The 21,571-nt window shown below is 44.3% G+C and carries 18 protein-coding genes; 14 read left to right on the top strand and 4 right to left on the bottom strand.

Annotation, left to right across the window (positions count from 1 at the left end; translation table 11 throughout):
* Nucleotides 1-131: 131 nt before the first annotated feature.
* From TW85_RS17735 to phnE (TW85_RS17710), 6 genes are all read left to right on the top strand, one after another.
* Nucleotides 132-2,027: an ATP-binding protein gene (locus tag TW85_RS17735; RefSeq protein WP_052702276.1), complete on the top strand. Its 1,896-nt coding sequence runs from the start codon at nt 132-134 to the stop codon at nt 2,025-2,027.
* Nucleotides 2,024-3,373 carry a sigma-54 dependent transcriptional regulator gene (locus TW85_RS17730; RefSeq protein WP_046018477.1) on the top strand — a complete coding sequence of 450 codons (1,350 nt, stop codon included), beginning with the start codon at nt 2,024-2,026 and terminating at the stop codon, nt 3,371-3,373. Before TW85_RS17735 ends, TW85_RS17730 begins: the two co-directional genes overlap by 4 nt.
* A 258-nt stretch (nt 3,374-3,631) precedes the next feature.
* Complete coding sequence (phnD, locus tag TW85_RS17725; RefSeq protein ID WP_046018476.1) at nt 3,632-4,672, top strand: phosphate/phosphite/phosphonate ABC transporter substrate-binding protein; 1,041 nt, start codon at nt 3,632-3,634, stop codon at nt 4,670-4,672.
* Between the two features lie 120 nt (nt 4,673-4,792).
* Entirely contained in the window at nt 4,793-5,578 is a 786-nt protein-coding gene (gene phnC, locus TW85_RS17720; RefSeq protein ID WP_009832637.1) for a phosphonate ABC transporter ATP-binding protein, read from the top strand.
* The gene (phnE, locus tag TW85_RS17715; RefSeq protein ID WP_046018475.1) at nt 5,566-6,360 is read left to right on the top strand and encodes a phosphonate ABC transporter, permease protein PhnE; all 795 of its coding nucleotides are present in this window, start codon (nt 5,566-5,568) and stop codon (nt 6,358-6,360) included. The genes phnC and phnE (TW85_RS17715) overlap by 13 nt, the downstream gene beginning before the upstream one ends.
* Nucleotides 6,361-6,379: 19 nt before the next feature.
* Nucleotides 6,380-7,177: a phosphonate ABC transporter, permease protein PhnE gene (gene phnE / locus TW85_RS17710; protein WP_046018474.1), complete on the top strand. Its 798-nt coding sequence runs from the start codon at nt 6,380-6,382 to the stop codon at nt 7,175-7,177.
* Between the two features lie 39 nt (nt 7,178-7,216).
* Here the strand turns inward: phnE (TW85_RS17710) and TW85_RS17705 are convergent, their stop codons facing one another.
* The 3 genes from TW85_RS17705 to TW85_RS17695 are packed head-to-tail and all read right to left on the bottom strand — an operon-like array spanning nt 7,217 to nt 10,451.
* Nucleotides 7,217-8,344 carry an ABC transporter substrate-binding protein gene (locus TW85_RS17705; RefSeq protein WP_052702275.1) on the bottom strand — a complete coding sequence of 376 codons (1,128 nt, stop codon included), beginning with the start codon at nt 8,342-8,344 and terminating at the stop codon, nt 7,217-7,219.
* A gap of 3 nt (nt 8,345-8,347) precedes the next feature.
* Nucleotides 8,348-9,787 carry a sensor histidine kinase gene (locus TW85_RS17700; RefSeq protein ID WP_046018473.1) on the bottom strand — a complete coding sequence of 480 codons (1,440 nt, stop codon included), beginning with the start codon at nt 9,785-9,787 and terminating at the stop codon, nt 8,348-8,350.
* On the bottom strand, nt 9,780-10,451 hold the full coding sequence (locus TW85_RS17695) for a response regulator transcription factor (RefSeq protein ID WP_046018472.1): 672 nt from the start codon (nt 10,449-10,451) through the stop codon (nt 9,780-9,782). The genes TW85_RS17700 and TW85_RS17695 overlap by 8 nt, the downstream gene beginning before the upstream one ends.
* A gap of 325 nt (nt 10,452-10,776) precedes the next feature.
* On the opposite strand from TW85_RS17695, the gene TW85_RS17690 reads away from it, so the two are divergent.
* From TW85_RS17690 to tcuB, 3 genes are all read left to right on the top strand, one after another.
* On the top strand, nt 10,777-11,526 hold the full coding sequence (locus tag TW85_RS17690) for a sulfite exporter TauE/SafE family protein (RefSeq protein WP_046018471.1): 750 nt from the start codon (nt 10,777-10,779) through the stop codon (nt 11,524-11,526).
* A gap of 130 nt (nt 11,527-11,656) precedes the next feature.
* Nucleotides 11,657-13,051: an FAD-dependent tricarballylate dehydrogenase TcuA gene (tcuA, locus tag TW85_RS17685; RefSeq protein ID WP_046018470.1), complete on the top strand. Its 1,395-nt coding sequence runs from the start codon at nt 11,657-11,659 to the stop codon at nt 13,049-13,051.
* Entirely contained in the window at nt 13,038-14,159 is a 1,122-nt protein-coding gene (gene tcuB, locus TW85_RS17680) for a tricarballylate utilization 4Fe-4S protein TcuB (protein ID WP_046018469.1), read from the top strand. The genes tcuA and tcuB overlap by 14 nt, the downstream gene beginning before the upstream one ends.
* An 80-nt stretch (nt 14,160-14,239) precedes the next feature.
* Here tcuB and gcvA read toward each other — a convergent pair whose 3' ends face one another.
* Entirely contained in the window at nt 14,240-15,130 is an 891-nt protein-coding gene (gene gcvA, locus TW85_RS17675) for a transcriptional regulator GcvA (RefSeq protein ID WP_046018468.1), read from the bottom strand.
* A 423-nt stretch (nt 15,131-15,553) separates the two neighbouring features.
* On the opposite strand from gcvA, the gene TW85_RS17670 reads away from it, so the two are divergent.
* The 5 genes from TW85_RS17670 (at nt 15,554) to TW85_RS17650 (ending at nt 21,555) form a co-directional block, all read left to right on the top strand.
* Complete coding sequence (locus TW85_RS17670; RefSeq protein WP_046018467.1) at nt 15,554-16,684, top strand: 4-oxalomesaconate tautomerase; 1,131 nt, start codon at nt 15,554-15,556, stop codon at nt 16,682-16,684.
* A gap of 143 nt (nt 16,685-16,827) precedes the next feature.
* Nucleotides 16,828-17,934 carry a tripartite tricarboxylate transporter substrate-binding protein gene (locus TW85_RS17665; protein WP_046018466.1) on the top strand — a complete coding sequence of 369 codons (1,107 nt, stop codon included), beginning with the start codon at nt 16,828-16,830 and terminating at the stop codon, nt 17,932-17,934.
* Nucleotides 17,935-18,084: 150 nt separating this feature from the next.
* Complete coding sequence (locus TW85_RS17660; protein WP_046018465.1) at nt 18,085-20,118, top strand: tripartite tricarboxylate transporter permease; 2,034 nt, start codon at nt 18,085-18,087, stop codon at nt 20,116-20,118.
* A 23-nt stretch (nt 20,119-20,141) separates the two neighbouring features.
* Nucleotides 20,142-20,999, top strand: a complete 858-nt coding sequence (locus TW85_RS17655) for a universal stress protein (protein ID WP_046018464.1) — start codon at nt 20,142-20,144, stop codon at nt 20,997-20,999.
* 37 nt (nt 21,000-21,036) lie between these two features.
* A complete protein-coding gene (locus TW85_RS17650) occupies nt 21,037-21,555 on the top strand; it encodes an MCP four helix bundle domain-containing protein (protein WP_046018463.1) in 519 nt (172 codons plus the stop codon).
* Nucleotides 21,556-21,571 lie beyond the last annotated feature (16 nt).

Genomic DNA, 21,571 nt, shown 5'->3' with positions numbered 1-21,571 from the left:
CTGATATATGGCACTTCAAACTTGGCATCATTCTTTCATTAGCTTTATTAGCAAAACAGCTCTTTAGTAAGCAGCTTGCGCTGACTTAATACCTAAGCTCTTCCAAAAAAATAAAAATAGGATATTTGGAAATGGCAATAAAACGATTTTACTGGCTCTCGCAGCTAGGGATTGGCAGTCGCTTATTCTTGGCTTTTGTGATGATTTCTTCCATCACCATCGTCTCTAGTGGGCTGGCAACAAACACCTATTTGCAGCTAAGCGATAGGCTAATGCTACTCAAGCATCAGGATATTCCTGGCCTAGATGCCGCAGCGCGCCTTAATGATAAAAGTCGCTTAATCGTCGCCACTGCACCTTTAATTGTCACCAGTGACTCAAATGTCAGCCGTAATCAAGCCATGGACACTTTGAACATTGCGATTCAAGATATGGATGCTTTGATGCGTAATTTACCCGACTATAACCGCTATTTTTTAGAACTTATTACGCAAATCCAAAACAACTTAACCTTGTTAAATCAGAGTGTTGAGCGTCGAGAAGTGATACGCAAAAAACTCACCCAACAGTCCAAACTCATCTTCCCTTTATTCCAAGATTTAATCGTTGAATTTGACCGTCTAGAGCAAAGTGAGCAATTGGAAGAAGTCATTAGGCGGCTTTATTACTTTTCAGGCCTTATCGAAAAAGTCAGTAACGAAGCCTCCTTTAACGACCTTGATTACACCTTTTTACGGCTTGAAGCCTTGGGCCGAGAAATCAGTGCGCGCTTACCATTTCTGCCTCAAATCCCGAGTTTAAAACGACAACTTCTTAGCCAACTATTAGAAATAAGTTCGCGCCAAGGACAGCTCTTTTTATTAAAAAATGAAGAGTTAGATTTGCTCTATCAACAGAGCTTCTTTTTGGAAAATAGCCAACAGCATATTCAGCAATTAGCGGCGCAAATAAATCAATATACCAACCAAACCAATACCAGTATTCGTGGCTCCTTAGAAGGGGCGATTAAGTCAATCAATACCAGTATTAGCAGCATACTGTTACTGTCGTTAGCCAGCCTAGCTGTGGCCTGTGCCATCTCTTGGTTTTACGTCAGACGTGATGTGTTACAGCGTATTATTGAGCTACAAAAAAACATGCGGGCCATCGCAAGCTCTAAGCTAGACACCCAGATATTAATCAAGGGTAATGACGAAGTATCAGGTATGGCCAGAGACCTGCAATACTTCCAAAAAACCGCCATAGAAGTGGAAAAAACCAACCAAAAACTCGCCGCCGAAATTGAAGAAAGGCTCGCCGCTGAAGTTCAATTAAAGAGCACCCAAAACGAGCTAGTCCAAGCCGGAAAACTTGCCGCTCTTGGTCAATTAAGTGTGGGGATCACCCATGAAATAAACCAACCTTTAACCGCGATTGCTAGCTATTTGCATACAGCTGGGCGTCATTTAGACAAGGCCCAGCCAGATAAAGCCAGACTCAATATCGAGAAGATGCGCCAGCTATTAGATAAAATCGCAGGCATTACTCGCCACCTTAAAGCCTTTGCCCGTGAGGCAGGAACAGCACTCAGCCCTGTGTTATTAGAACCCGTTATTCTTGATGCCATAGAGCTAATGTCGAATCAGATTCGAGAACAAAATAGCCACTTAGAGTATCAAAATAATGTCAAAGATCTAAACGTATTGGCCGAACCTATTCGCCTCGAACAAGTCTTGGTGAACCTCATTAGTAATGCGGTGGATGCCTTATCCAGCGCCCCTTTAAAGCAAATTCAAATAGCAGTAACAGAAGAAGAGGATCAAGTGTTCATCTGTGTTAGCGACACTGGCATTGGCATAGAAGCCGATAAGCTCAACCAGATATTTGATCCCTTTTTCACTCAAAAAGAAGTGGGCCAAGGTTTAGGGCTAGGCCTCTCCATTAGTTACAACATCATTCAAGATTTTAGTGGCCAGATCCGCGTCAGCTCGACCCAAGGACAAGGCAGTACTTTCACATTGGTTTTACAAAAAGCGAGCACAAAATGAAGCAAGCGATTCGCATTCTTATCATAGATGATGAGCAAACCATCATTGAAGCCCTGACAGAACTTTTAGAGCTAGAGGACTTTCAGGTAGACACCTTCTTAGATGCTCAACAAGCATTAGATTCTCTTAACAAAAATAGCCCTGTGGTTGTGCTTTGTGATGTAAAAATGCCCAAAATGGATGGTATGAGTGTGCTGGCCAAGCTCCAAGCTTTAGACCCTGAATTACCCATTCTCTTAATGAGCGGTCACGGTGATATACCAATGGCTATCGAAGCCATGAAAGAAGGTGCTTATGACTTTCTCGAAAAGCCACTGCAACCCGCTAAGCTGATTAGCCAATTAGAAAGAGCCATAGAGAAACGCTGTCTTATTTTAGAGAACCGTAGTCTCAAACAAAATCTTGCCAATCAAACAGGCCTAGAGAACTTTATTATTGGTGAGTCCGCTGCCATTAAAGGCATACGCCAACATGTGACAGCCCTCGCCCAAGCCAATGTGGACACCATTATTTATGGGGATACCGGCTGTGGTAAAGATGTGGTCGCCCGTGCCTTACATCAGTTTAGCCGTCGCCATGAAAGCCGCTTTATCGCCATAAATTGTGGCGGCATCAGTGAAAGCTTGATTGAGAGTGAGCTCTTTGGCCATGAGGCAGGCTCTTTTACCGGTGCCAATAAACGCCATATTGGCAAGATAGAAGCAGCCAATGGCGGTACTCTGTTTCTTGACGAAATCGAAACCATGCCCCTACCCGTACAAATCAAACTTCTCAGAGTGTTGCAAGACAGGACCATAGAAAGAGTCGGCAGCACACAGCCTATTCCCGTTGAGCTCACTGTCATAGCCGCTAGTAAGGATGACCTTGCCCAATTAGGCGAAGAAGGGAAGTTTAGAAAGGACCTCTTTTATCGTCTCAATGTGGCAAGCCTCACCATACCGCCACTCAAAGACAGACCAGAAGATGTACTGCCTTTGTTTCACTACTATGCCCGTAAAGCCGCGGAGCAATTCGACCGCCCTTTGCCTGAACTTACCCCAGAGTATCTTGCCTTTTTATTAGAGCAAACATGGCCAGGCAATGTACGAGAACTCAAAAACGCCGTGGACAGGTTTGTCTTAGGTATCACAGAAACCTCTCTCGCAACCCTTAAACGTGATGAAGATTCTAACGGAAGTTACGAGGAGCGCATGGAGCAATTTGAACGTAGCATTCTTGAGCAAGGCCTACGGGCATCGGGCGGTCAGCTTAATGAAGCGGCGGAATTATTAGATCTCTCTCGTAAAACCCTTTATCGAAAAATGAAGAAACATCAATTAGATAAGCAGGTTTTTAAGGCGACATAGAAACGTTATAAAAGGGACTCAAGGAAAAAAGACACATGTGTCCCATTTAACAAAAAACAATGAGACTAAAGCGTCCCAAAGCCGTGACTTAGATTTTTAAAAATATCGTAAATATATGAAATTAAACAACATTTTAGACTTGGTATTGCTTTTGCTCTCACTGGGTCAGATCCACAACATTGTGGGGCTGACTCATCTCCGATCAGGGTCTTGCCCAATTGGTGATAAAAATAAAAATATCTAATGAGGAAAAGTGAGATGCCAAACAAATTGCTTACCGGTTTACTTTTAACCAGTTCGTTATTCTTAGGTGCCAGCGCTGTACAAGCAGAAGACTGTAAATACCGTGGTGTATTGGACGACAAGTTTTGTGATGATAACTATGACCTTGTTGCCGACACACCAAAAGACCCTGGCAAGTGGCGTGATCCAAGCACCTTGGTGTTCACCTACACACCCGTAGAAGACCCAGCAGTGTACAAGGATGCCTTTAGTGACTTTCAAAAGTACTTAAGTGATGTCACAGGTAAAAAAGTGGTTTATTACACGGTTCACTCAAATGCGGCTGAAGTCGAAGCTATTCGTTCAGGTCGTTTACACATTGCCGGTTTCTCTACTGGCCCAACTGGCTATGCGGTTAACCTAGGTGGTTTAGTGCCAATCGCAGTAAAAGGCACAGCAGACGGTTTCCAAGGTTATAACCTGATTACTATTGCCCGTTCAGACAGCGATATTTATAAAATGTCTGATCTTAAAGGCCGTGTTGTAGCACATACATCTGCTTCCTCTAACTCTGGTAACCTAGCTCCTCGCGCTATCTTCCCTGCATTAGGTATTACGCCAGATCAAGACTACAAGGTGAAATACTCAGGTAAGCATGACCAATCTATCATGGGCGTACTATCAGGTGACTATGAAGCCGCACCTGTCGCTTCTGACGTATTTAAACGTATGGTGGCAGCAGAGCGTATTAACGAAGAAGATTTTCGTATCATCTACACCAGTCCACGTTTCCCTACCTCTTCATTTGGTTATGCCCATGACTTGAACCCAGAATTAGTGGCTAAAATCAAAAAAGCTTTCTCTGAATTCCGTTTCCCTGCGGATATGCAAGAAACCTTTGGTGGTGCGGACCGTTTCTTCCCAGTTACTTATAAAGTTGACTGGCAAGTTATCCGCGACATTGCCCACGCATCTGGCACGGCTTACACCAAAACAGGCCTAAAACGTTTGGCTGAAGCTGACGCAGCGAAAGCCGCGAAAAAGCGTGCTGCCGCAGCGGCTAAAAACAATGGTTAATGGCTAACTTGCCAATTTAACCACCTCAGTTTTACCGCACATTTAATTAATTGAAATAGCTCATCAGCGACCTGGGAAACCAGGTCGTTTGCACCTCTTATTGCTTGTAGGATACAGATTATGTCTTCAACCCAAACGGCGCATGGTCGCTCCAATTTCCTTGAAATCAAAGGATTACAGAAAGAATACGTGCCAGGCAACCCTATTTTAAAGGGCATCGACATTAACATCAGCGAACCCGGCATTGTCGCCATCATCGGTCCATCAGGCACAGGGAAAAGTACCTTATTACGTTGTATCAACCGTTTAATTGACCCAACCGCTGGGGCTATCTTGTTCGATAATGCAGACCTTAGCCAAGCTAAAGGGGGCGAATTACGCAAACTACGCCGCCAAGTCGGCATGGTGTTCCAAGAATATAATTTGGTTGAGCGTTTAACCGTGATTGAAAACGTATTAACCGGTCGCCTTGGTTATATGAGTGCATGGCAAGCTTGGCGTCGTAAATTTAGTCAAGAAGACATTAATGGCGCATTTGAATTACTCGAAGCGGTTGGTCTAAGTGAACATGCCAATAAACGTGCAGACAGCTTATCAGGTGGTCAGCGTCAGCGTGTTGGTATCGCCCGCGCCGTGATGCAAAACCCTCGTGTGTTATTAGCCGACGAACCAACCTCTTCTCTTGATCCAAAAACTGCTGTTGAGATCATGGAGCTGTTAGAACGCTTCTCAGAAGAAAAAAACATCCCTGCTCTGGTCAATATTCACGACGTTAAACTCGCCAGCCGTTTTGCCAAACGCATGATAGGCATGAGTAATGGTGTGGTCGTATATGACGGCTCTCCAGAAGGCATCACAGATGAACACCTTAAACAAATTTATGGAGGTGAATCATGGCTGGACTAAGCACCTCCAAAAAATATGAGAATCCTTTTAAGCGTAACTGGGTAAGCACTGGCATTTGGGCGCTTGTAGGCGTCTATCTGGTTTACTCTTTCAATGCCATGGGCCTCACATGGGATAGATTTTCACAAGGTTTAGGCCATGCGGACAAACTTTTAGATCGTATGTTCCCACCTAACTTTGACCGTTGGGAGCTGTTATTAAGCGGCTTAGCAGAAAGCTTAGAGATTGCGGTTATCGCCAGTGTCTCAGGCATAGTGCTATCGCTATTTTTTGGCCTCTTTGCAGCTCGTAACTTGATGCCAAACTGGGTCAGTGTGCCTATGCGAGGCTTCATTGCCTTGTGTCGTACTTTTCACCCTGTCATCATCGCTATTCTCTTTGTGAAAAGTGTCGGCTTTGGTGCTCTTGCAGGCATACTCACTCTGATCGTGGCCTCCATTGGCTTTATCGCTAAGCTGTTTGCCGAGGCCATCGAAGAGATTTCACTCAAGCAAGTAGAAGCCATTCGTGCCACTGGCGCAGGCTTTGTGAGCGTCATTCTTTTCTCTGTGATGCCACAAGTTTTCTCTCGTTTCATTGGCTTTTCTGTGTATCAGTTGGACTCTAACTTACGTAACTCCACCATGGTGGGAATCGTGGGTGCAGGCGGTCTTGGTGGCACCTTATTCTCTGCTTTCCAGCGCTTTGACTATGACTTTGTTGCTGCCATCTTAATCACCATTATTGCCTTGATTATGCTGGGCGAGTTTCTGTCTAACATAGTCAGAAACATCTTTAGATAAGCCTTTAGGAGCCAATTAAATGAATACAATGAATCATCAATGGCAGCGTTTTACCCTAAAGCAAAAGCTGTCCCGTTATGCGGTTTACCTAGTACTTATCATGGCTATGGTGCAATCGATTCAATCGGTCGAGGTCATCCCTGAGTTCTTCTTTGATGCACCAGAACAAATGGCAGACATGTTCAGCCGTATGTGGCCCATTGATTTTGCTTACTATCCTGTGACAGTCCATGACGCCATGATAGAAACCCTTAACATCGCCACCTTAGGTACGTTAGTTACCTTGATCTTCGCTCTGCCTTTGGCCTTGATGAATGCGAGCAATATTGTGGCATCCCCTTGGGTACACTGGATTGCACGATTCTTTTTGGTCTCTTCTCGCTCAGTAAACTCACTGGTTTGGGCACTCTTGTTTGTGTCTATCTTTGGCCCGGGTGTTATCGCCGGTGTGCTCGCCATTGCCTTTCGTTCTGTCGGTTTTGTCGGCAAGCTATTAGGTGAAGCCATCGAAGAGGTAAACATGGGGCCAATTGAAGCCTTAAGAGCTACTGGCGCCTCTTGGATGTCGGTACTACTAAAAGGCTATTGGCCACAAATCCTGCCCGCCTTTTTCAGCATCGTGCTATTTCGTTGGGACATTAACGTTCGTGAATCAGCGGTATTAGGCTTGGTCGGTGCTGGCGGTATCGGTGTGGTATTAAGTGATTCTATGAACCTGTTTGAATGGCAAAGAGTGGCAGTCGCATTACTCTCTATTTTTGTAGTCGTGATCATCGCAGAAATTGTCGTGGTGAATATCCGCAAACGTTTAATCTAACGATTTTAATTCACCGTTTCATTCAAAAAGGGCTCAACTTTATTTTAAAGGAGAGCCCTTCTCAGGTTTGATTAGCGCCCTAGACCATTCATCTAAAATAATTTTCCGTTTCATTTCATCACTTAAAACTAAGAGTTTTAACCCTAATGAAATAGGCCGAGTGGTTGTGGAGTTGGAAATATTAAAGCTGGATTCTAGGTACTTTTTCCTCACACTTTCATTAATGGGAAACAAGTTAGATTGCTCAGCCAAGATACGCTGCCCCTCTTCTGAAATCAGAAAGTCTAAAAAGACTTTAGCCACTTCAGGATCAGGGGCTGTCTTTGGGATAAAGGCGGTTCGCATAATGGCCATGGTGTAATCGGTTGGCAAGACCACCTTGATTTGAGGGTATTTTTTAGACCAGGATTTGGCATAAGAACCCAATAAGTTATAGGCAATAGCAATTTCATTATCAGCAAGAGCCTGAAGCATAGAAGCACTGCTTGGATAGAGGCGAACATCATGAATACCAAAGGACTCTAGCACCCGTCCATAGCTGGTTGATTGCTGACTATCATGGGACCACAGCAGATAACCTAAACCCACTTTTTCAATATCAAAGGTACCTATTTTCCCCTTGATACGCTCACTGTTTTCCCGAATGTATTCCAGCATGTGCTCACGACTTTGCAGGTCTGGGGTCAAGATACTCGAATTATGAGAAATAAAATCGTGGTTATAGGCAATGACCGCAGGCTCATAAGTAAAACCAAAGAGCTCATTTCGCCAACTGGCCCAGTCAGGTAAGGCACTGGTTTGGGCAGATCGATAGCTTTGTGCATAACCGTCGTTAATCAGCTTAATTTGTAAGTCCATGGCAGAACTTGTAATTAAATCGACTTTGGTAAATTCACCGGCAATAAAACGCTCATAAAGGCGACGTGTACCCAGCTCTTGATAATCCACCTTGATGTTAGGAAAACGCTTTATAAAGGCATTCAGCAAAGGCGCGATTTCTGGATAATCCGCTGCACCTCGAATACTCAGCTGGCGCTGCTCTAAAAATACCCTGTCTCTGTTTTCCTCTTGATTAGCAAAGCTCGCATGGCTAATCACAGCACTTAGTAACGTGAGGCTGGCCAAACACATAGCCTTCAACATAACTTTCAATTTAGCTTGCAACATAAGCTAGCCCACCAACTCAAATGTTAAGTTCACCACCAGCCCCTTAGGCTCATTATCATTAAGCTTTAGCAAGGCATTATGATGATCAGCCACTTCTTTGGCTATCGCCAAACCTAGACCCGTACCGGATCTAGGATTATTCGCACTACGATAAAAGCGCTCAAACACATGGGGCTTTTCACTATCAGGAATACCAATACCTTGATCTTTTACCGACAGACGTATCATGGGCTTTAAAGCGTGAGTAACACTTAAGATACTGACATGGACCACAGAATGGGGCGGGCTGTATTTAATCGCATTTTCCAATATGTTTCGTACCATCTGCTCTAATGCAAAGGCATCCCCTAAAATGTCACCTGCGTTTTCTTTGGCAAAGGCTTCTTCTCCATCAAAGCTAATTTCTATGTCCTGTTGTAATGCCGACACAACCACATCCTTACAGACTTTTTTGGCCATTTGCGCCAGATTAATTCGCGTCAATTGCTGGCTTTGAAAGCGGTGGGATAATGTCGCCTGTAATAACAGCTGAGAGACCGTGTGATTTAGCATGTCACAGGATTCAATCACGCGCACAAGTTGAGCATGGCGAATGGCTTCATCGTCTTCACTCAGGGCGTTTTGCGCTTGAGACTTTAGCCCTGCTAGAGGCGTTCTCAATTGATGGGCGGCCTCACTGGTAAAGCGCTGTAACTGATTAAGGTTATTATCAAGCTGGCCCATAAAATGGTTAATACTCTGAACTAAAGGGGTTAACTCAGATGGCACAGGTAAGCTGATTTTCGACAAATCAAATCCGGTACGATTAGATAAGGCTCTATTCAACTCTTTGATAGGTTTTAGAAGAGTCCATATTCCCAACACAACCAAGATAAAACCGATAAAAATAAATGGCAGAACTAACTGGATTGCGCGCCAACTAATTTCTCTGGCTAAGGCTTCACGCGCAATGACGGTTTGCCCTATTTGTATACTCACATCCCCTTGGTACAAGGTCTCGGTCAGCTGTTTGTTGAAGACCACAAACCTCACCGCCTCACCTTGATAAAAGCCATCAAAAAATCTAGGTTCTGGTCGACCTTGCTGAGTTGTTGGTTTCCCTCTGCGCTCAGTATCACTTAGTTGAGGCAAGCCTTGATAGCCTGTGATTTTATTACCCGCTTTATCACTGATTTGATAAAACACCCTATCGTTAGGCGCAGAGGAGAGAATCTCAAAGGCTGACCAAGGGAGGTCAACCAAGATTTGACCGTCTTTCATACTAATGCTTTCAGCGATTTGCAAGGCAGCGCTAGTAAGGAGACGATCAAATGAGGTTTGGGCAGAGCGTTTGCCATAACTATTGGCTAAGAAAAAAGTAATCACTGTCATGACTATTAATAAAAGCAGTGTCATGAGCACCAGCTGGCTGCGAATCGAACGGGTCTTTTTCCCGTTACTCATTAAGCTCTTCCAAGATATAGCCTAAGCCTCTTAAGGTCCGGATCTCAACAGCGCTGGCTTGCAGTTTTTTTCTAAGCCTCGCCACATAGAGCTCAATCGCATTGGGGCTAGGTGGCTCATCAAAATTATAAAGGTGATCAATCAGGTCATCCTTACTTAACACCCAGCCAGTATGGGTGACAAAAATCTCTAACAGTCGAAACTCTCTCTGTTTAAGGTCAACTAAGGTTTGATCAACATACACACGGCAGGCTTTTCTATCCAAGCTAAGATTGCCATAACTAATGACATTCTGTGCTTGCCCCTGATGACGCCTCAATAAGGCACGACACCTCGCATCAAACTCACCAAAATCAAAAGGTTTCGTCAGGTAATCATCAGCGCCTAAATCCAGTAACTGAATTCTGTCTTCCACTTGATTACGGGCAGTAAGGATAAGCACCGGCGTATTGGTTTGACGCACTCGAAGCTTATTCAACACCTGTTCGCCATTCATGCCAGGTAAATTAAGGTCGAGCACCACTAGGTCATATTCTTGATGCCTTAAAATATCATTTGCATCCGCACCACTGGTTGCCAAGTCCACCCCGTGGCCTTGCTTTAACATGCGTTGGCTAATGGCCTCACCCAGTACAGCATCATCTTCGACAACCAGTATTCTCATTTATTATTACCTGATAGAAGTTTGATTAGATTTGCTCATTTATATTCACCTACTTAGTACAAATCCTTATGCTGTAATCCCATAAATTTCTTTTCCATTCAATGAAATATTAGCAGTCAGCTATCAGGCTGTTAAGATAAATAAATTTTTCCCATGACAGCTTGGTGACAGCTTAATGTGTTATTTTGCCGCCATCTTATTGATGATAAAACAAGCGAAATAAGCCTGACTATCAAGCATAATTTTTCGTTTTATTTTCGTTTGTATAGACAGCGTTATTAAGACAACAAGATCATCAGATAACAAATTATAATAGGTGTTCTGAATGCTAGACCCCCAACTTTTTGTATTAACTTTAGCTGACTGGATATTGATAGGTACCAGCTTTTTTGCTTCTTTTATGGCGGCAGTCGCAGGCCTAGGTGGCGGCGTTTTACTCTTAGCAGTTATGGTTTCTTTCTTCCCACCCGCTGTCGTCATTCCACTACACGGGGTAATACAGTTAGGCTCAAATGGCTTTCGCGCCTTGATTATGCGTCAATTTTTCAAGCGAGATATTCTGCTTGCCTTTACCTTGGGCTCCATTCTAGCGGCCATTATTGGCTCTCAAGTCGCTGTCAGCCTAGATGAGACCTTACTTAAAGTCATACTGGGTCTCTTTATCTTGTACATGGTGTGGGGGCCCAAAATTAGCCCAGTAAATGTAAAACGAAAGTTCCGCTTCTATCTGGGCGGTTTTATTAGTACCTTTGCCTCTTTATTTATTGGTGCTTCTGGCCCAATTACCGCCGCCTTTATGAGGCGCGAGAAGATGCCAAAAGAAGCTAAGGTCGCCACCCATGCCGCTGTCATGTCGATACAACATGGTTTTAAAATCATTATCTTTGGTTTTATGGGTTTTGCCTTTTATGACTATGCTCTTCTCATCACTCTAATGTTACTGACAGGCATGCTAGGTACTTACGCAGGTCGCCATATGTTATTTAAAATCCCTGAATCTGTGTTTCAAATTTTATCCAAAACCGTCATTACACTTCTGGCATTGCGCCTTTTATATTCCGCCTTATTGGCTTGAACGCAACTTTTTTCAGGTTAAAGCACCTTACTCTCTTCTCTCAATTGGTGACAGGTTCGAGACAGCTTCTCCTCTTAAGCTGTGCTTGAGGTCGTAATAGGACGACCTAATAAGTTCACTGGTTTAGATAATGAAAAAAATAAATAATATCTATGACACCCTAGTCATTGGCGGTGGCAATGCCGCTCTTTGCGCCGCCATCACAGCGGCAGAGGCAGGCCTGAAAGTCCTCATTCTAGAAAGCGCACCTAAGCCCTATCGTGGAGGTAACTCTCGTCATACAAGAAACTTTAGATGCATGCACCCAGCACCTAAAGCTGTGCTAACAGATACCTACACAGAAGAAGAGTATTTTGATGATTTGCTCAAGGTCACTAAGGGTAAAACCGATGAAACGCTCGCTCGGCTAGTCATCAAAAATACCCATGAATGTTATGACTGGATGCAGAATCACGGAGTTAGGTTTCAGCCTTCCTTATCTGGCACCTTATCCCTATCCCGCACCAATGCCTTTTTTATGGGAGGAGGGAAGTCTTTAGTCAATGCGTATTACCGTCAGCTTGAAAAGTTAGATGTGGATGTACTCTATGAGGCCCAAGTTACCCATTTAGATTTGCGCGATAATCAGATAAAGACAGTCACCTTTGATTATCAAAATGACAGCATAGAGCTCTCACCCAAAACCGTTATTGTCGCTTCAGGTGGCTTTCAAGCAGATATCGACTGGCTAGCAAGCGCTTGGGGGCCCGCTGCCAAAAACTTTCTTATCCGTGGAACCCCATATAACAAGGGTGTGGTTCTGGCCAACCTACTTAAACAAGGTGCGACCTCTGTCGGTGATCCAACCCAATGCCATGCGGTGGCTATTGATGGCCGTTCACCTAAATACGATGGCGGCATAGTGACACGCTTAGATTGCGTGCCTTTTTCTGTCGTTGTGAATCAAAATAGCCAGCGCTTTTATGATGAAGGGGAAGATGTTTGGCCTAAACGTTATGCAATTTGGGGCAGATTAGTCGCAGATCAACCCGACCAAGTGGCCTATGCCATTATCGATGCAAAATCCCTGGACCTCTTTATGCCTTCTGTTTTCCCACCGATTAAAGCGGATTCACTAGAGGAGTTGGCATTAAAAATGGGATTAGAACCCCATGCCTTAACTCAAACAATCAATGGCTTTAACAGCTCATGTCGTACTGGAAAGTTTCACCCAACAGAGCTTGATGGTTTAGCGACACAAGATCTCACCCCCGCCAAAACCAACTGGGCCAGACCTATCGATACGCCGCCCTATTATGGCTACAGCCTGCGAACAGGCGTCACCTTTACTTACCTAGGTTTGAAGGTGGACGAAACAGCCCAAGTACAAGGCGAGAACGGCCCAATTCAAAATCTTTGGGCTGCGGGAGAAACCATGGCGGGATCCATTTTAGGTCAAGGCTATCTGGCCGGATTCGGTATGGCAATTGGTACGGTCTTTGGCCGTATCGCAGGGCAAGAGGTAGTAAAGTATGCAAACCATTGAGATCGTAAACCTAGATTCAAACACCAGCGAGCAACACGCCCTCCAACCTTTGGAACAAGCCAGACGACAACTCGAAATCTGTAATGCCTGTCGTTATTGTGAAACCTATTGTTCTGTTTTTCCTGCCGTTCACAGGGAAAGAGCATTTTCTGATGAGAACCTAAAACAGCTAGCCAACCTGTGTCATAACTGCCGCGGTTGTTTTTATGCTTGCCAGTATACGGCACCACACGAATTTGACTTAAACCTGCCACAAGCACTGGCAAAAGTCAGACAAGAAAGTTGGCAGGATAATGCCTACCCCGCCGCCTTTGCAAAGGCTTTTCATAAAAGCGGTGCCGCCATAGGCGCAGCAGTCATTATCGGCTTTGCTGCCCTGCTATGGCTCATTCAGCTGATGGGCAGCAGTACCTCTTCCGGTTCTGAAACTGACTTCTATGACCTGTTGTCACACAACCTCATGGTAGCTCTGTTTATGCCAGCCTTTTTGCTGCCTCTTGCTAGTATCGCCTTTAGTGTCAGGCGCTTCTGGCGAGACATAGGCGCAGAGCCATTACGTTTAATCCATATTAAAGGGGCTTTTGCCTCAGCAGCGAAAATGAAAAACCTCGCTGCCGGCCATGGTGAAGGCTGCAATTACGAGGATGAAGACAGGTTTAGCCAAGCCCGTCGTTATTTTCATCAGGCAACCATGTATGGTTTTTTACTCTGCTTTGCAGCAACCAGTACAGCAACGCTCATGCATTATCTACTTGCTATGGCAGCCCCCTACGATCTCACCTCTTTACCTAAAATACTGGGTATTGTCGGGGGCATTTCTCTCAGTATTGGTACTGCTGGATTAGCTTATTTAAAGCTACAAGCAGACAAGTCTTTGGGCGATGCAAAAGTTTGGGGAGGCGAAATGGCTTTTGTTCTTCTACTCTTTTTTGTTAGCACCTCAGGCTTAGTCCTATATTGGTTTGGACAAAGCCCTTGGTTAGGGGAGCTTTTAGCCTTGCATTTAGGCGGTGTGTTAGCGTTTTTCTTACTCATGCCCTACTCGAAAATGACCCATGGTTTTTATCGACTCGCGGCACTGATAAAAGAAGAGCAAAACAAGGTATAACCCATCCTTTGCTGAGCTCATCACTGGGCTCAGCTTTTTTATATTTAAACTAGAAAGTAGGCTAGAAAGTAGGTCAGAAACTAGGCCAGAATTTCCTGCTTGATCCAATCAATAAACTTCACCACATCAGCCCTTTGCGACAGACTCTTAGTACATATTAGGTGATAGTTATATTTCGCCCTTAAAGATTGCGGAAAAAGTCGAACTAAACGCCCTGTTTTTAAATCATCTGCCGCCAATACGCTGCTGGCCATTGCCACCCCTTGCCCATCTATTGCGGCCTGTAACACCATGCTCGACATACTGAATCTTGGCCCATGTTTAAAGGCATCTTTATTCAGCCCGTTATCTTCAATCCATTCAGCCCAACCGGGAAAGGATTTGTCCGCAGAACGTCGCTCAAGGTGCAATAAAGGATAATCACTTAGGGCTTCTAAACTGGCACACTGGGTCATCAGGTGAGGGCTACAGACAGGAAACAGCTCTTCATGGGAAAGAGATTCCACATGCATTCCTTTCTCCTTGATTGCCCCATAACGAATTGAAATATCCACATCATCATGGGCAAAATCGATGAGTCGAGTTGAAGCATCAATACGTAAATCAATATCAGGGTGTTTGCGCCTAAACTGCTCTAATCGAGGTAATAACCATTTCGCGCCAAAAGAAGGCGCCACGCTAATGGTAATGAGCTTTTGTTCACTATAGGTTTGTGCTTTTGCTGCGGCATCGCCTAACAATTCAAACCCTTGCTCAATGAGAGGAAGACAAGCTCTACCCGCTTCTGTTAAGCGCACAGATTTATTTAAGCGCTTAAACAGCTCAACGTCTAAATGGGCTTCCAACAATTTAATTTGCTGGCTAATCGCACCTGTGGTGACACATAGCTCATCCGCTGCTTTTTTAAGACTTTGATGTCGTCCAGCCGCTTCAAATGCCTGCATCGCTTTTAAAGGAGGTAAGCGTTTCATCGTATTTTTCACTTTTTCAGTTTAGTTATTCTATTATTTTTATAAGCGTTATTGGTAGGGATTATTTTTTTATGAGTGTTTCTAACTTATAAAACATTTTTTATTCACCATAATTTTTACTAAATCAAGATTTCGAAACCCTACAAAGAACAATCATTAAAGAAGAAAGATATTGAAAATAAATACAGTTAAAACAATAAAATAGAAACATAATATTTTTCATCAACCCTAGATAGAAATCACTTTAATTTTCATCTTATCTATTGCGCTAATTTTTCAGTGTAGTTTTTCTATACCAAATAGCTAAATCTTATCGTTTGTCAGTCAAAAGCCTCCACGTTACTTTAGCCCACATCAGCAAGTTCTAAAATAAAAAACAGCATTTTGATTTAGAAAATCTAAACTATAGTTCGAGGTGGCCTCATGCAAACATCCATTCCCTGCACCATGATGCGTGGCGGTACGTCACGTGGACCTTATTTTTTGGCGAATGATTTACCTAGGGATTGGGAAACACAAAAACAGGTTTTATTGTCAGCGATGGGATCATGTACGGGTCAACAAATTGACGGTATTGGTGGTGCCACCAGCTTAACCAGTAAAGCGGCGATCATTTCGGTTTCAGAGAGTCCAGAAGCGGATATTGATTATTTGTTTGCACAAGTCTCTATCGATGACATGTCCGTAGATACCGCGCCATCTTGTGGCAACATCCTCTCTGGCGCAGCCCCTTTCGCCATAGAGTCCGGTTTAGTTCGTGCTCAATTAGGCGAAACTTTAGTCAGAGTGCGCAACCTAAACACCAACTCTTTCATCCATGTCTTGGTACAAACACCTGATGGTTTTGTCAATTATGAAGGTGAAACTCAAATTGATGGCGTGGAAGGCAGTGCGGCACCTGTCATGCTCAACTTCTTGAATGTTGCAGGCACAAAAACAGGCAAGCTATTCCCAACAGGCCAGCTAAAGGATTCGATTCTAGGGACAGAAGTCAGTTGCATTGATGCCGCTATGCCTATGGTGCTTATCCCTGCCACAAGCCTTGGTATTAAAGGCAATGAGTCCAAACAAACCCTAGATAATAATGAAAGTTTGCTTGCGCGTATCGAAGCGATTCGTTTAATCGCAGGTGAAAAAATGGGGTTGGGAGATGTTTCCCATCAAGTGATTCCCAAAGTTGGTCTACTAAGTTCACCACAACAGGGTGGCAGCATTACTTCTCGCTATTTCGTCCCCCACAACTGCCATGCCAGCCACTCTGCTACAGGTGCTATTTGCGTCAGTGTTTGCTCCGCCATTCCAGGCACAGTTGCAGAAGGCTTAACCCCCATAGAGCTTGATAACCAAGTTAATAGCAAGGGTAGCGATAAAGCGAAGCAAGTCGTTATTGAACACCCAAGTGGCAAAATCACGATCGCGTTAAATATGACGCTTAATCAAGAGCGCTCTGAAATTCATCAAGCAGGATTAGTCCGTACAGCCAGGCGTTTATTTCGAGGCGACCTGTATGTCCCTAGCCGTATTTGGACGCCTTTAAAACTGCAAGCATCCTAATCAGTTTATCCGTTTTCAATAAAACCACACCAAGTCGTCTGTGACAGCTTGGTGACAGCTTACCTTTTTAAGGTGGAGCAATAAGAGTAAACCCGACCATAGGTATGGTCACCCTTAATACAAAAATAATTATGAGGCTTACAATGAGTTATCAACTTAAAAAACAATCAATCACACGATTGATGCAAGGCATCATCACGGGCGCAAGTATTGTGCTTGCAACACTTTCAGTACCTGCTCAAGCCACTGATTTTAGTGGTAAACGCGTTGAATGGATTGTCCCTTTCAAAGAAGGCGGTGGTTCGGACACTTGGGCGCGTTTCTATGCACCTATGATCTCAAAAAACCTACCGGGTGAACCTGTAGTCGTGGTGAAAAACATCCCTGGTGGTGGCTCTACCAAAGGGGCAAACCAATTCCAACGTCGTGCTAAAAACAACGGCCTTAACGTACTAGGCACCTCAGGTTCAACTCAGTTCCCTTACCTATTAGGCGATCGTCGCGTTAAATATGAATATCAAGACTGGCATGCAGTACTTGCCACACCAACAGGCGGTGTTTTCTATGTAAACGCTGAACTGGGTATTAATTCAGCGCAAGACCTAGTGAAATTACGCAATCAAGAACTTAAGTATGGTAGCCAAGGCGCCACCTCGTTAGACCTAGTCCCACTACTTGCTTTAGACATGTTGGACATAGATGTTAAAGCGATCTTTGGCATGAAAGGTCGTGGCGCAGGCCGTCTCGCTTTTGAACGTGGTGAAGTCAATATCGATTACCAAACCAGTGCCGCTTACCTGAAAAAAGTGACACCTTTGGTTAAAGAAGGCAAAGCGACACCTATCATGACTTGGGGTATTTTGGCTGAAGATGGTAGCTTGCAAAGAGACCCAACTTTCCCAGACCTACCTCACTTTGCTGAAGTCTATAAAATGATTCATGGCGAAGCCCCTTCTGGTACTGACTTTAAAGTTTGGAAAGCTTTCTTTGTCGCAGGCTTTGCCGCTCAAAAAGGGATTTTCTTACCTAAAGGCACCTCAGAAGAAGTGATTGAAACTTGGCAGAATGCCATTGCTAAAACCGTTGAATCAGACGAATTTAAGAGCCGTTCTGAAAAGGTTTTAGGCCTTTACCCGCAAGCGATTTATGGTGACGCTACCAGTGCCTTTAACACAGCTCTTTCTATCTCAGACGCAGATAAAGAGTGGGTCCGCAGCTGGTTGACTGAAAAGTATAACGTACGCTTTTAATCCCTCACTATCTTTACTCTTTCACTTTGATAAGCCCTGTTTTCAGGGCTTTGACAAGCTCATTTATCGGAGAGCGCACATGCCTCACCTAACCAACACCTGTGGTCGAAAAACCGTTCGCCATATCATTACTTTAAGAGGCTTGAGCGCATGATTGATGCATTCTTAATCGCCCTGCAAACCATACTCACGGGCACTCATCTTTTATACCTTTCTGGCGGCGTTTTACTGGGTCTCGCTATTGGTATTTTTCCAGGTTTAGGTGGCATAGCAGGCCTCTCTCTCCTGTTACCTTTTTTATTCGGAATGGAGCCCGTTTCGGCCCTTGCCATGTTAATCGGTTTGGTTGCTGTCATCCCAACGTCTGATACTTTCACCTCAGTATTGATGGGTATCCCCGGCTCAAGCGGGTCTCAAGCCACTGTGTTAGATGGCTTCCCCATGGCCAAAAAAGGCCAAGCAGCCAGAGCCTTATCAGCAGCTTTTTCTGCCTCTTTGTTCGGCGGTTTATTTGGTGCTTTAGTCCTAACCTTATTTGTTCTTATTGCTCGCCCAGTCATCCTAGCGTTTGGCTCGGCTGAGCTATTTATGCTGACCTTACTCGGACTGAGTATGGTAGGTGTACTAGCAGGTAATAGCCTAATTAAAGGCTTAAGCGCCTGCGGCATTGGCTTGCTGTTTGGCAGCATTGGTGGCGCTCCTGCGACCGGTGAATACCGTATGAGTTTTGATAATAGCTACCTAATGGATGGTATTCCGTTAGTGGTTGTTGGCTTAGGTATTTTCGCTATTCCCGAAATTATTGATCTATTAAGACAAAATCGCCCTATTGCTGAAGCCTCTAAATTAGGCAGTGGTTGGGTTGAAGGCATCACAGATCTAGTACGTAACAAATGGCTAGCGATTCGTTGTGCCATTATCGGTTGCATCGTCGGCGCACTGCCAGGTCTTGGTGGTAGCGTTGTCGATTGGATAGCCTATGGTCATGCGGTTCAAACCTCAAAAGACAAGTCAGAATTTGGTAAAGGTGATGTGCGTGGTGTATTAGCACCAGAGTCATCCAATAATGCCAAAGAAGGCGGTGGTCTTATCCCTACCCTGTTATTTGGTATTCCAGGTTCTGGAAGTATGGCTGTCTTCTTAGGTGGCATGGTACTTATCGGTCTTGAACCAGGCCCTGCTATGGTCAGCACAGACCTAGACATCACTTACACCATTGTCTGGTCTCTTGCGATGGCGAATGTTATTGGTGCCGGTGCTTGTTTAATCCTATCTAAGTGGGTCGCTAAGCTCACGACCATACCTTATGCCTTAATGGCCCCTTTTATGATCATGGTTATCTGCTTTGCGGCTTTCCAAGCGACCCGAGATCTTGGCGACTTGATGGCACTATTGGGTATCGGTTTATTAGGTATTTTAATGAAGCGTTTTGGCTGGCCTAGACCGGCTTTTTTAATTGGCTTTGTACTCGCTGGTGGTATGGAAACCTATTTATATCAAGCGGTACAGTTTGATGGTTGGGGCTTCTTATTAAAACCGGGCGTTATCATCATTGGCATCATGACGGCGGTTTCTATTTACTTTGCGGCGAGACACGCGAGTAAGTCAGATGATACTAGTGGCGCTGATGGCTCTGTAACAGATAGCGTTGAAAGCAATGAGAAAGACAAGCTAACTCAAACACAAGCTAAAACTCAGCACTCCATTCGCCCACAGGTAATATTTGCCGCTGCGGTTTGTCTAACCTTCGCCTATGGTTTGTACGACTCTTTACAGCAATCCTTTTTAGGGGGTGTGTTTACCGCAGGCTTATCTGGTCTCATGCTCATATTATCCAGTATTGTGCTTTATAAGCTTGTTACTAATAAGTTTGATGGCCCTGTGAACTTTGATAATGAAATCGTCGCAGGCTATAAGGGCGATCAAAGTGTTGCCAGCTTGATGCATTATATCTATTGGTTAGTTGGCCTTATCCTGGGTTGTTTTGTACTTGGCTATCTCATTTCTATCAGTCTCTTTTTTATTGCCTTCTTGGTCTTAAAAGCGCGTACATCCTTTATAAAAACCGCCTCCCTAACTATGAGTGCCGTTTTATTCTTAAGTGTTCTATCTCATGTCATGGTGTTAGATCTTCCCCGTGGCCTGCTTCAAGATCTAGTTCAACTTCCCTGGCCGATAGGCTAGGGAGTTTCTCACGGAGATATTTTATGATTACCCCAAAATCCTTATTAATGCCCCTCTCCACCAGTGGCCACATTAATGAGCGCCTTGAAGGTGCGCTTTCCGTGGCTAATTACTTTGATGGTCATTTAGAAGTGCTGCATGCTCAAGTTAGCCCAAGACAATTTATCCCAGAAGGTGCGATAGGTATTCCTACCAAGCTAGTACGAGAATTAGAGTCACTGGCGGGGAAGTTCTCTCAGTCTGAATCACAAACCCTGCAGACAGAATTCGCTAAGTTATGCCGTAAACTAGATATCAAACTGAGCGAAAAGGCATCTAGCCGAAATACCACTGCCCACTGGGTCGAAGTGAATGGTTTACGCAGTGAGCTAGTCGCGGAAAAAGGCAAGGTATCTGACCTTGTCATTATCCCTCAGTCTAAATCAGGTAGCTCTACCGCTACCTTTGAAGCCGCCATTATGCGCAGCGGCAAACCTGTTTTGCTAGTCCCTAGAACCATGACCCAATTTAAAGCAGATAAGGTATTGATTGCTTGGAATGCCAGTACTGAAGTGGCCCGAGCAATAAGCCATGCTCTGCCAATTTTAAAACGAGCCCAGCAAGTCATTATCACCACAGGTACTCGTAAGGGATATCGTCAACCAAGCCCCAATGAGCTAGCCGATTATCTTAAATGCCATGGCATCAATACCATTATTGAACAGTTCGATAATAGCCATAGCGCCACAGGTGAAGCTTTAATGAGTTTCGCTAAAAACCATCAAAGCCAACTCATCATAATGGGCGCCTACACAAGACGGCGTGTGCGGGAGCAAATCTTTGGCGGTGTTACTCGTCATATGCTGGCCAAGTCTGATCTTCCTATTTTTATGATGCACTAAAAAATAAAACAAACCTTCATCACCTAGGAGCACTAAGATGCAAATCCCTCATATCTCCATTAAAAGCAAACTCCTTTTGCTCTCAGTGCTCCCAGTGGTTGGCCTACTTATTGTGGTCGCCACCTCCTTAATCCAACTAAAAACAGCTAATCAAGGTGTCGAAAAGGTATACCAAGAGCATATGGTGCCTCTTGAAAACCTAAAGATTATTGCGGATGACTATGCCATTTATGTCACTGACTCAGTCAATAAAGCTAATGCAGGGCTGATCAATGCAACCCAAGCCTTAGAGGGTATTAACCGAGCACAAGCAGAAATAAGCGAGAAGTGGCTTGCTTATCGTAGTCGTAACTTAAGTGCTGAAGAGCGATTACTCGCTGAAGAAGCCGAAGTTTTATTTGTAAATGCCGACAAAGCCATAGAGAAAGTCACTCAAAAGATCACCAGATTAAGCGAGATGAGCCCAAAAGTCGCCTCTCGTTTAAATCGTCAAATTGGCCCTTTATATAAAGATATTGATCCCATTAGTCATAAGATTGCGGCTCTCATCATGTAGGCCGCCGCGATATTTG

The organism is Marinomonas sp. S3726 (genome assembly GCF_000967665.1).
GTDB lineage: Bacteria > Pseudomonadota > Gammaproteobacteria > Pseudomonadales > Marinomonadaceae > Marinomonas.
The sequence above is the reverse complement of the archived record's forward strand: the minus strand, read 5'-3'. Positions and strand labels throughout refer to the sequence as shown.

Excerpts from the sequence above, each read along its gene's own strand:
- phnC (WP_009832637.1), top strand. The coding sequence starts at position 4,793 with ATGTCTTCAACCCAAACGGCGCATGGTCGCTCCAATTTCCTTGAAATC.
- TW85_RS17700 (WP_046018473.1), bottom strand. The coding sequence starts at position 9,787 with ATGAGTAACGGGAAAAAGACCCGTTCGATTCGCAGCCAGCTGGTGCTC.
- tcuA (WP_046018470.1), top strand. The coding sequence starts at position 11,657 with ATGAAAAAAATAAATAATATCTATGACACCCTAGTCATTGGCGGTGGC.
- TW85_RS17650 (WP_046018463.1), top strand. The coding sequence starts at position 21,037 with ATGCAAATCCCTCATATCTCCATTAAAAGCAAACTCCTTTTGCTCTCA.
- phnE (WP_046018474.1), top strand. The coding sequence starts at position 6,380 with ATGAATACAATGAATCATCAATGGCAGCGTTTTACCCTAAAGCAAAAG.
- phnD (WP_046018476.1), top strand. The coding sequence starts at position 3,632 with ATGCCAAACAAATTGCTTACCGGTTTACTTTTAACCAGTTCGTTATTC.
- TW85_RS17670 (WP_046018467.1), top strand. The coding sequence starts at position 15,554 with ATGCAAACATCCATTCCCTGCACCATGATGCGTGGCGGTACGTCACGT.
- gcvA (WP_046018468.1), bottom strand. The coding sequence starts at position 15,130 with ATGAAACGCTTACCTCCTTTAAAAGCGATGCAGGCATTTGAAGCGGCT.
- TW85_RS17655 (WP_046018464.1), top strand. The coding sequence starts at position 20,142 with ATGATTACCCCAAAATCCTTATTAATGCCCCTCTCCACCAGTGGCCAC.
- TW85_RS17705 (WP_052702275.1), bottom strand. The coding sequence starts at position 8,344 with ATGTTGCAAGCTAAATTGAAAGTTATGTTGAAGGCTATGTGTTTGGCC.
- TW85_RS17660 (WP_046018465.1), top strand. The coding sequence starts at position 18,085 with ATGATTGATGCATTCTTAATCGCCCTGCAAACCATACTCACGGGCACT.
- TW85_RS17695 (WP_046018472.1), bottom strand. The coding sequence starts at position 10,451 with ATGAGAATACTGGTTGTCGAAGATGATGCTGTACTGGGTGAGGCCATT.
- TW85_RS17735 (WP_052702276.1), top strand. The coding sequence starts at position 132 with ATGGCAATAAAACGATTTTACTGGCTCTCGCAGCTAGGGATTGGCAGT.
- TW85_RS17665 (WP_046018466.1), top strand. The coding sequence starts at position 16,828 with ATGAGTTATCAACTTAAAAAACAATCAATCACACGATTGATGCAAGGC.
- TW85_RS17730 (WP_046018477.1), top strand. The coding sequence starts at position 2,024 with ATGAAGCAAGCGATTCGCATTCTTATCATAGATGATGAGCAAACCATC.
- tcuB (WP_046018469.1), top strand. The coding sequence starts at position 13,038 with ATGCAAACCATTGAGATCGTAAACCTAGATTCAAACACCAGCGAGCAA.
- phnE (WP_046018475.1), top strand. The coding sequence starts at position 5,566 with ATGGCTGGACTAAGCACCTCCAAAAAATATGAGAATCCTTTTAAGCGT.
- TW85_RS17690 (WP_046018471.1), top strand. The coding sequence starts at position 10,777 with ATGCTAGACCCCCAACTTTTTGTATTAACTTTAGCTGACTGGATATTG.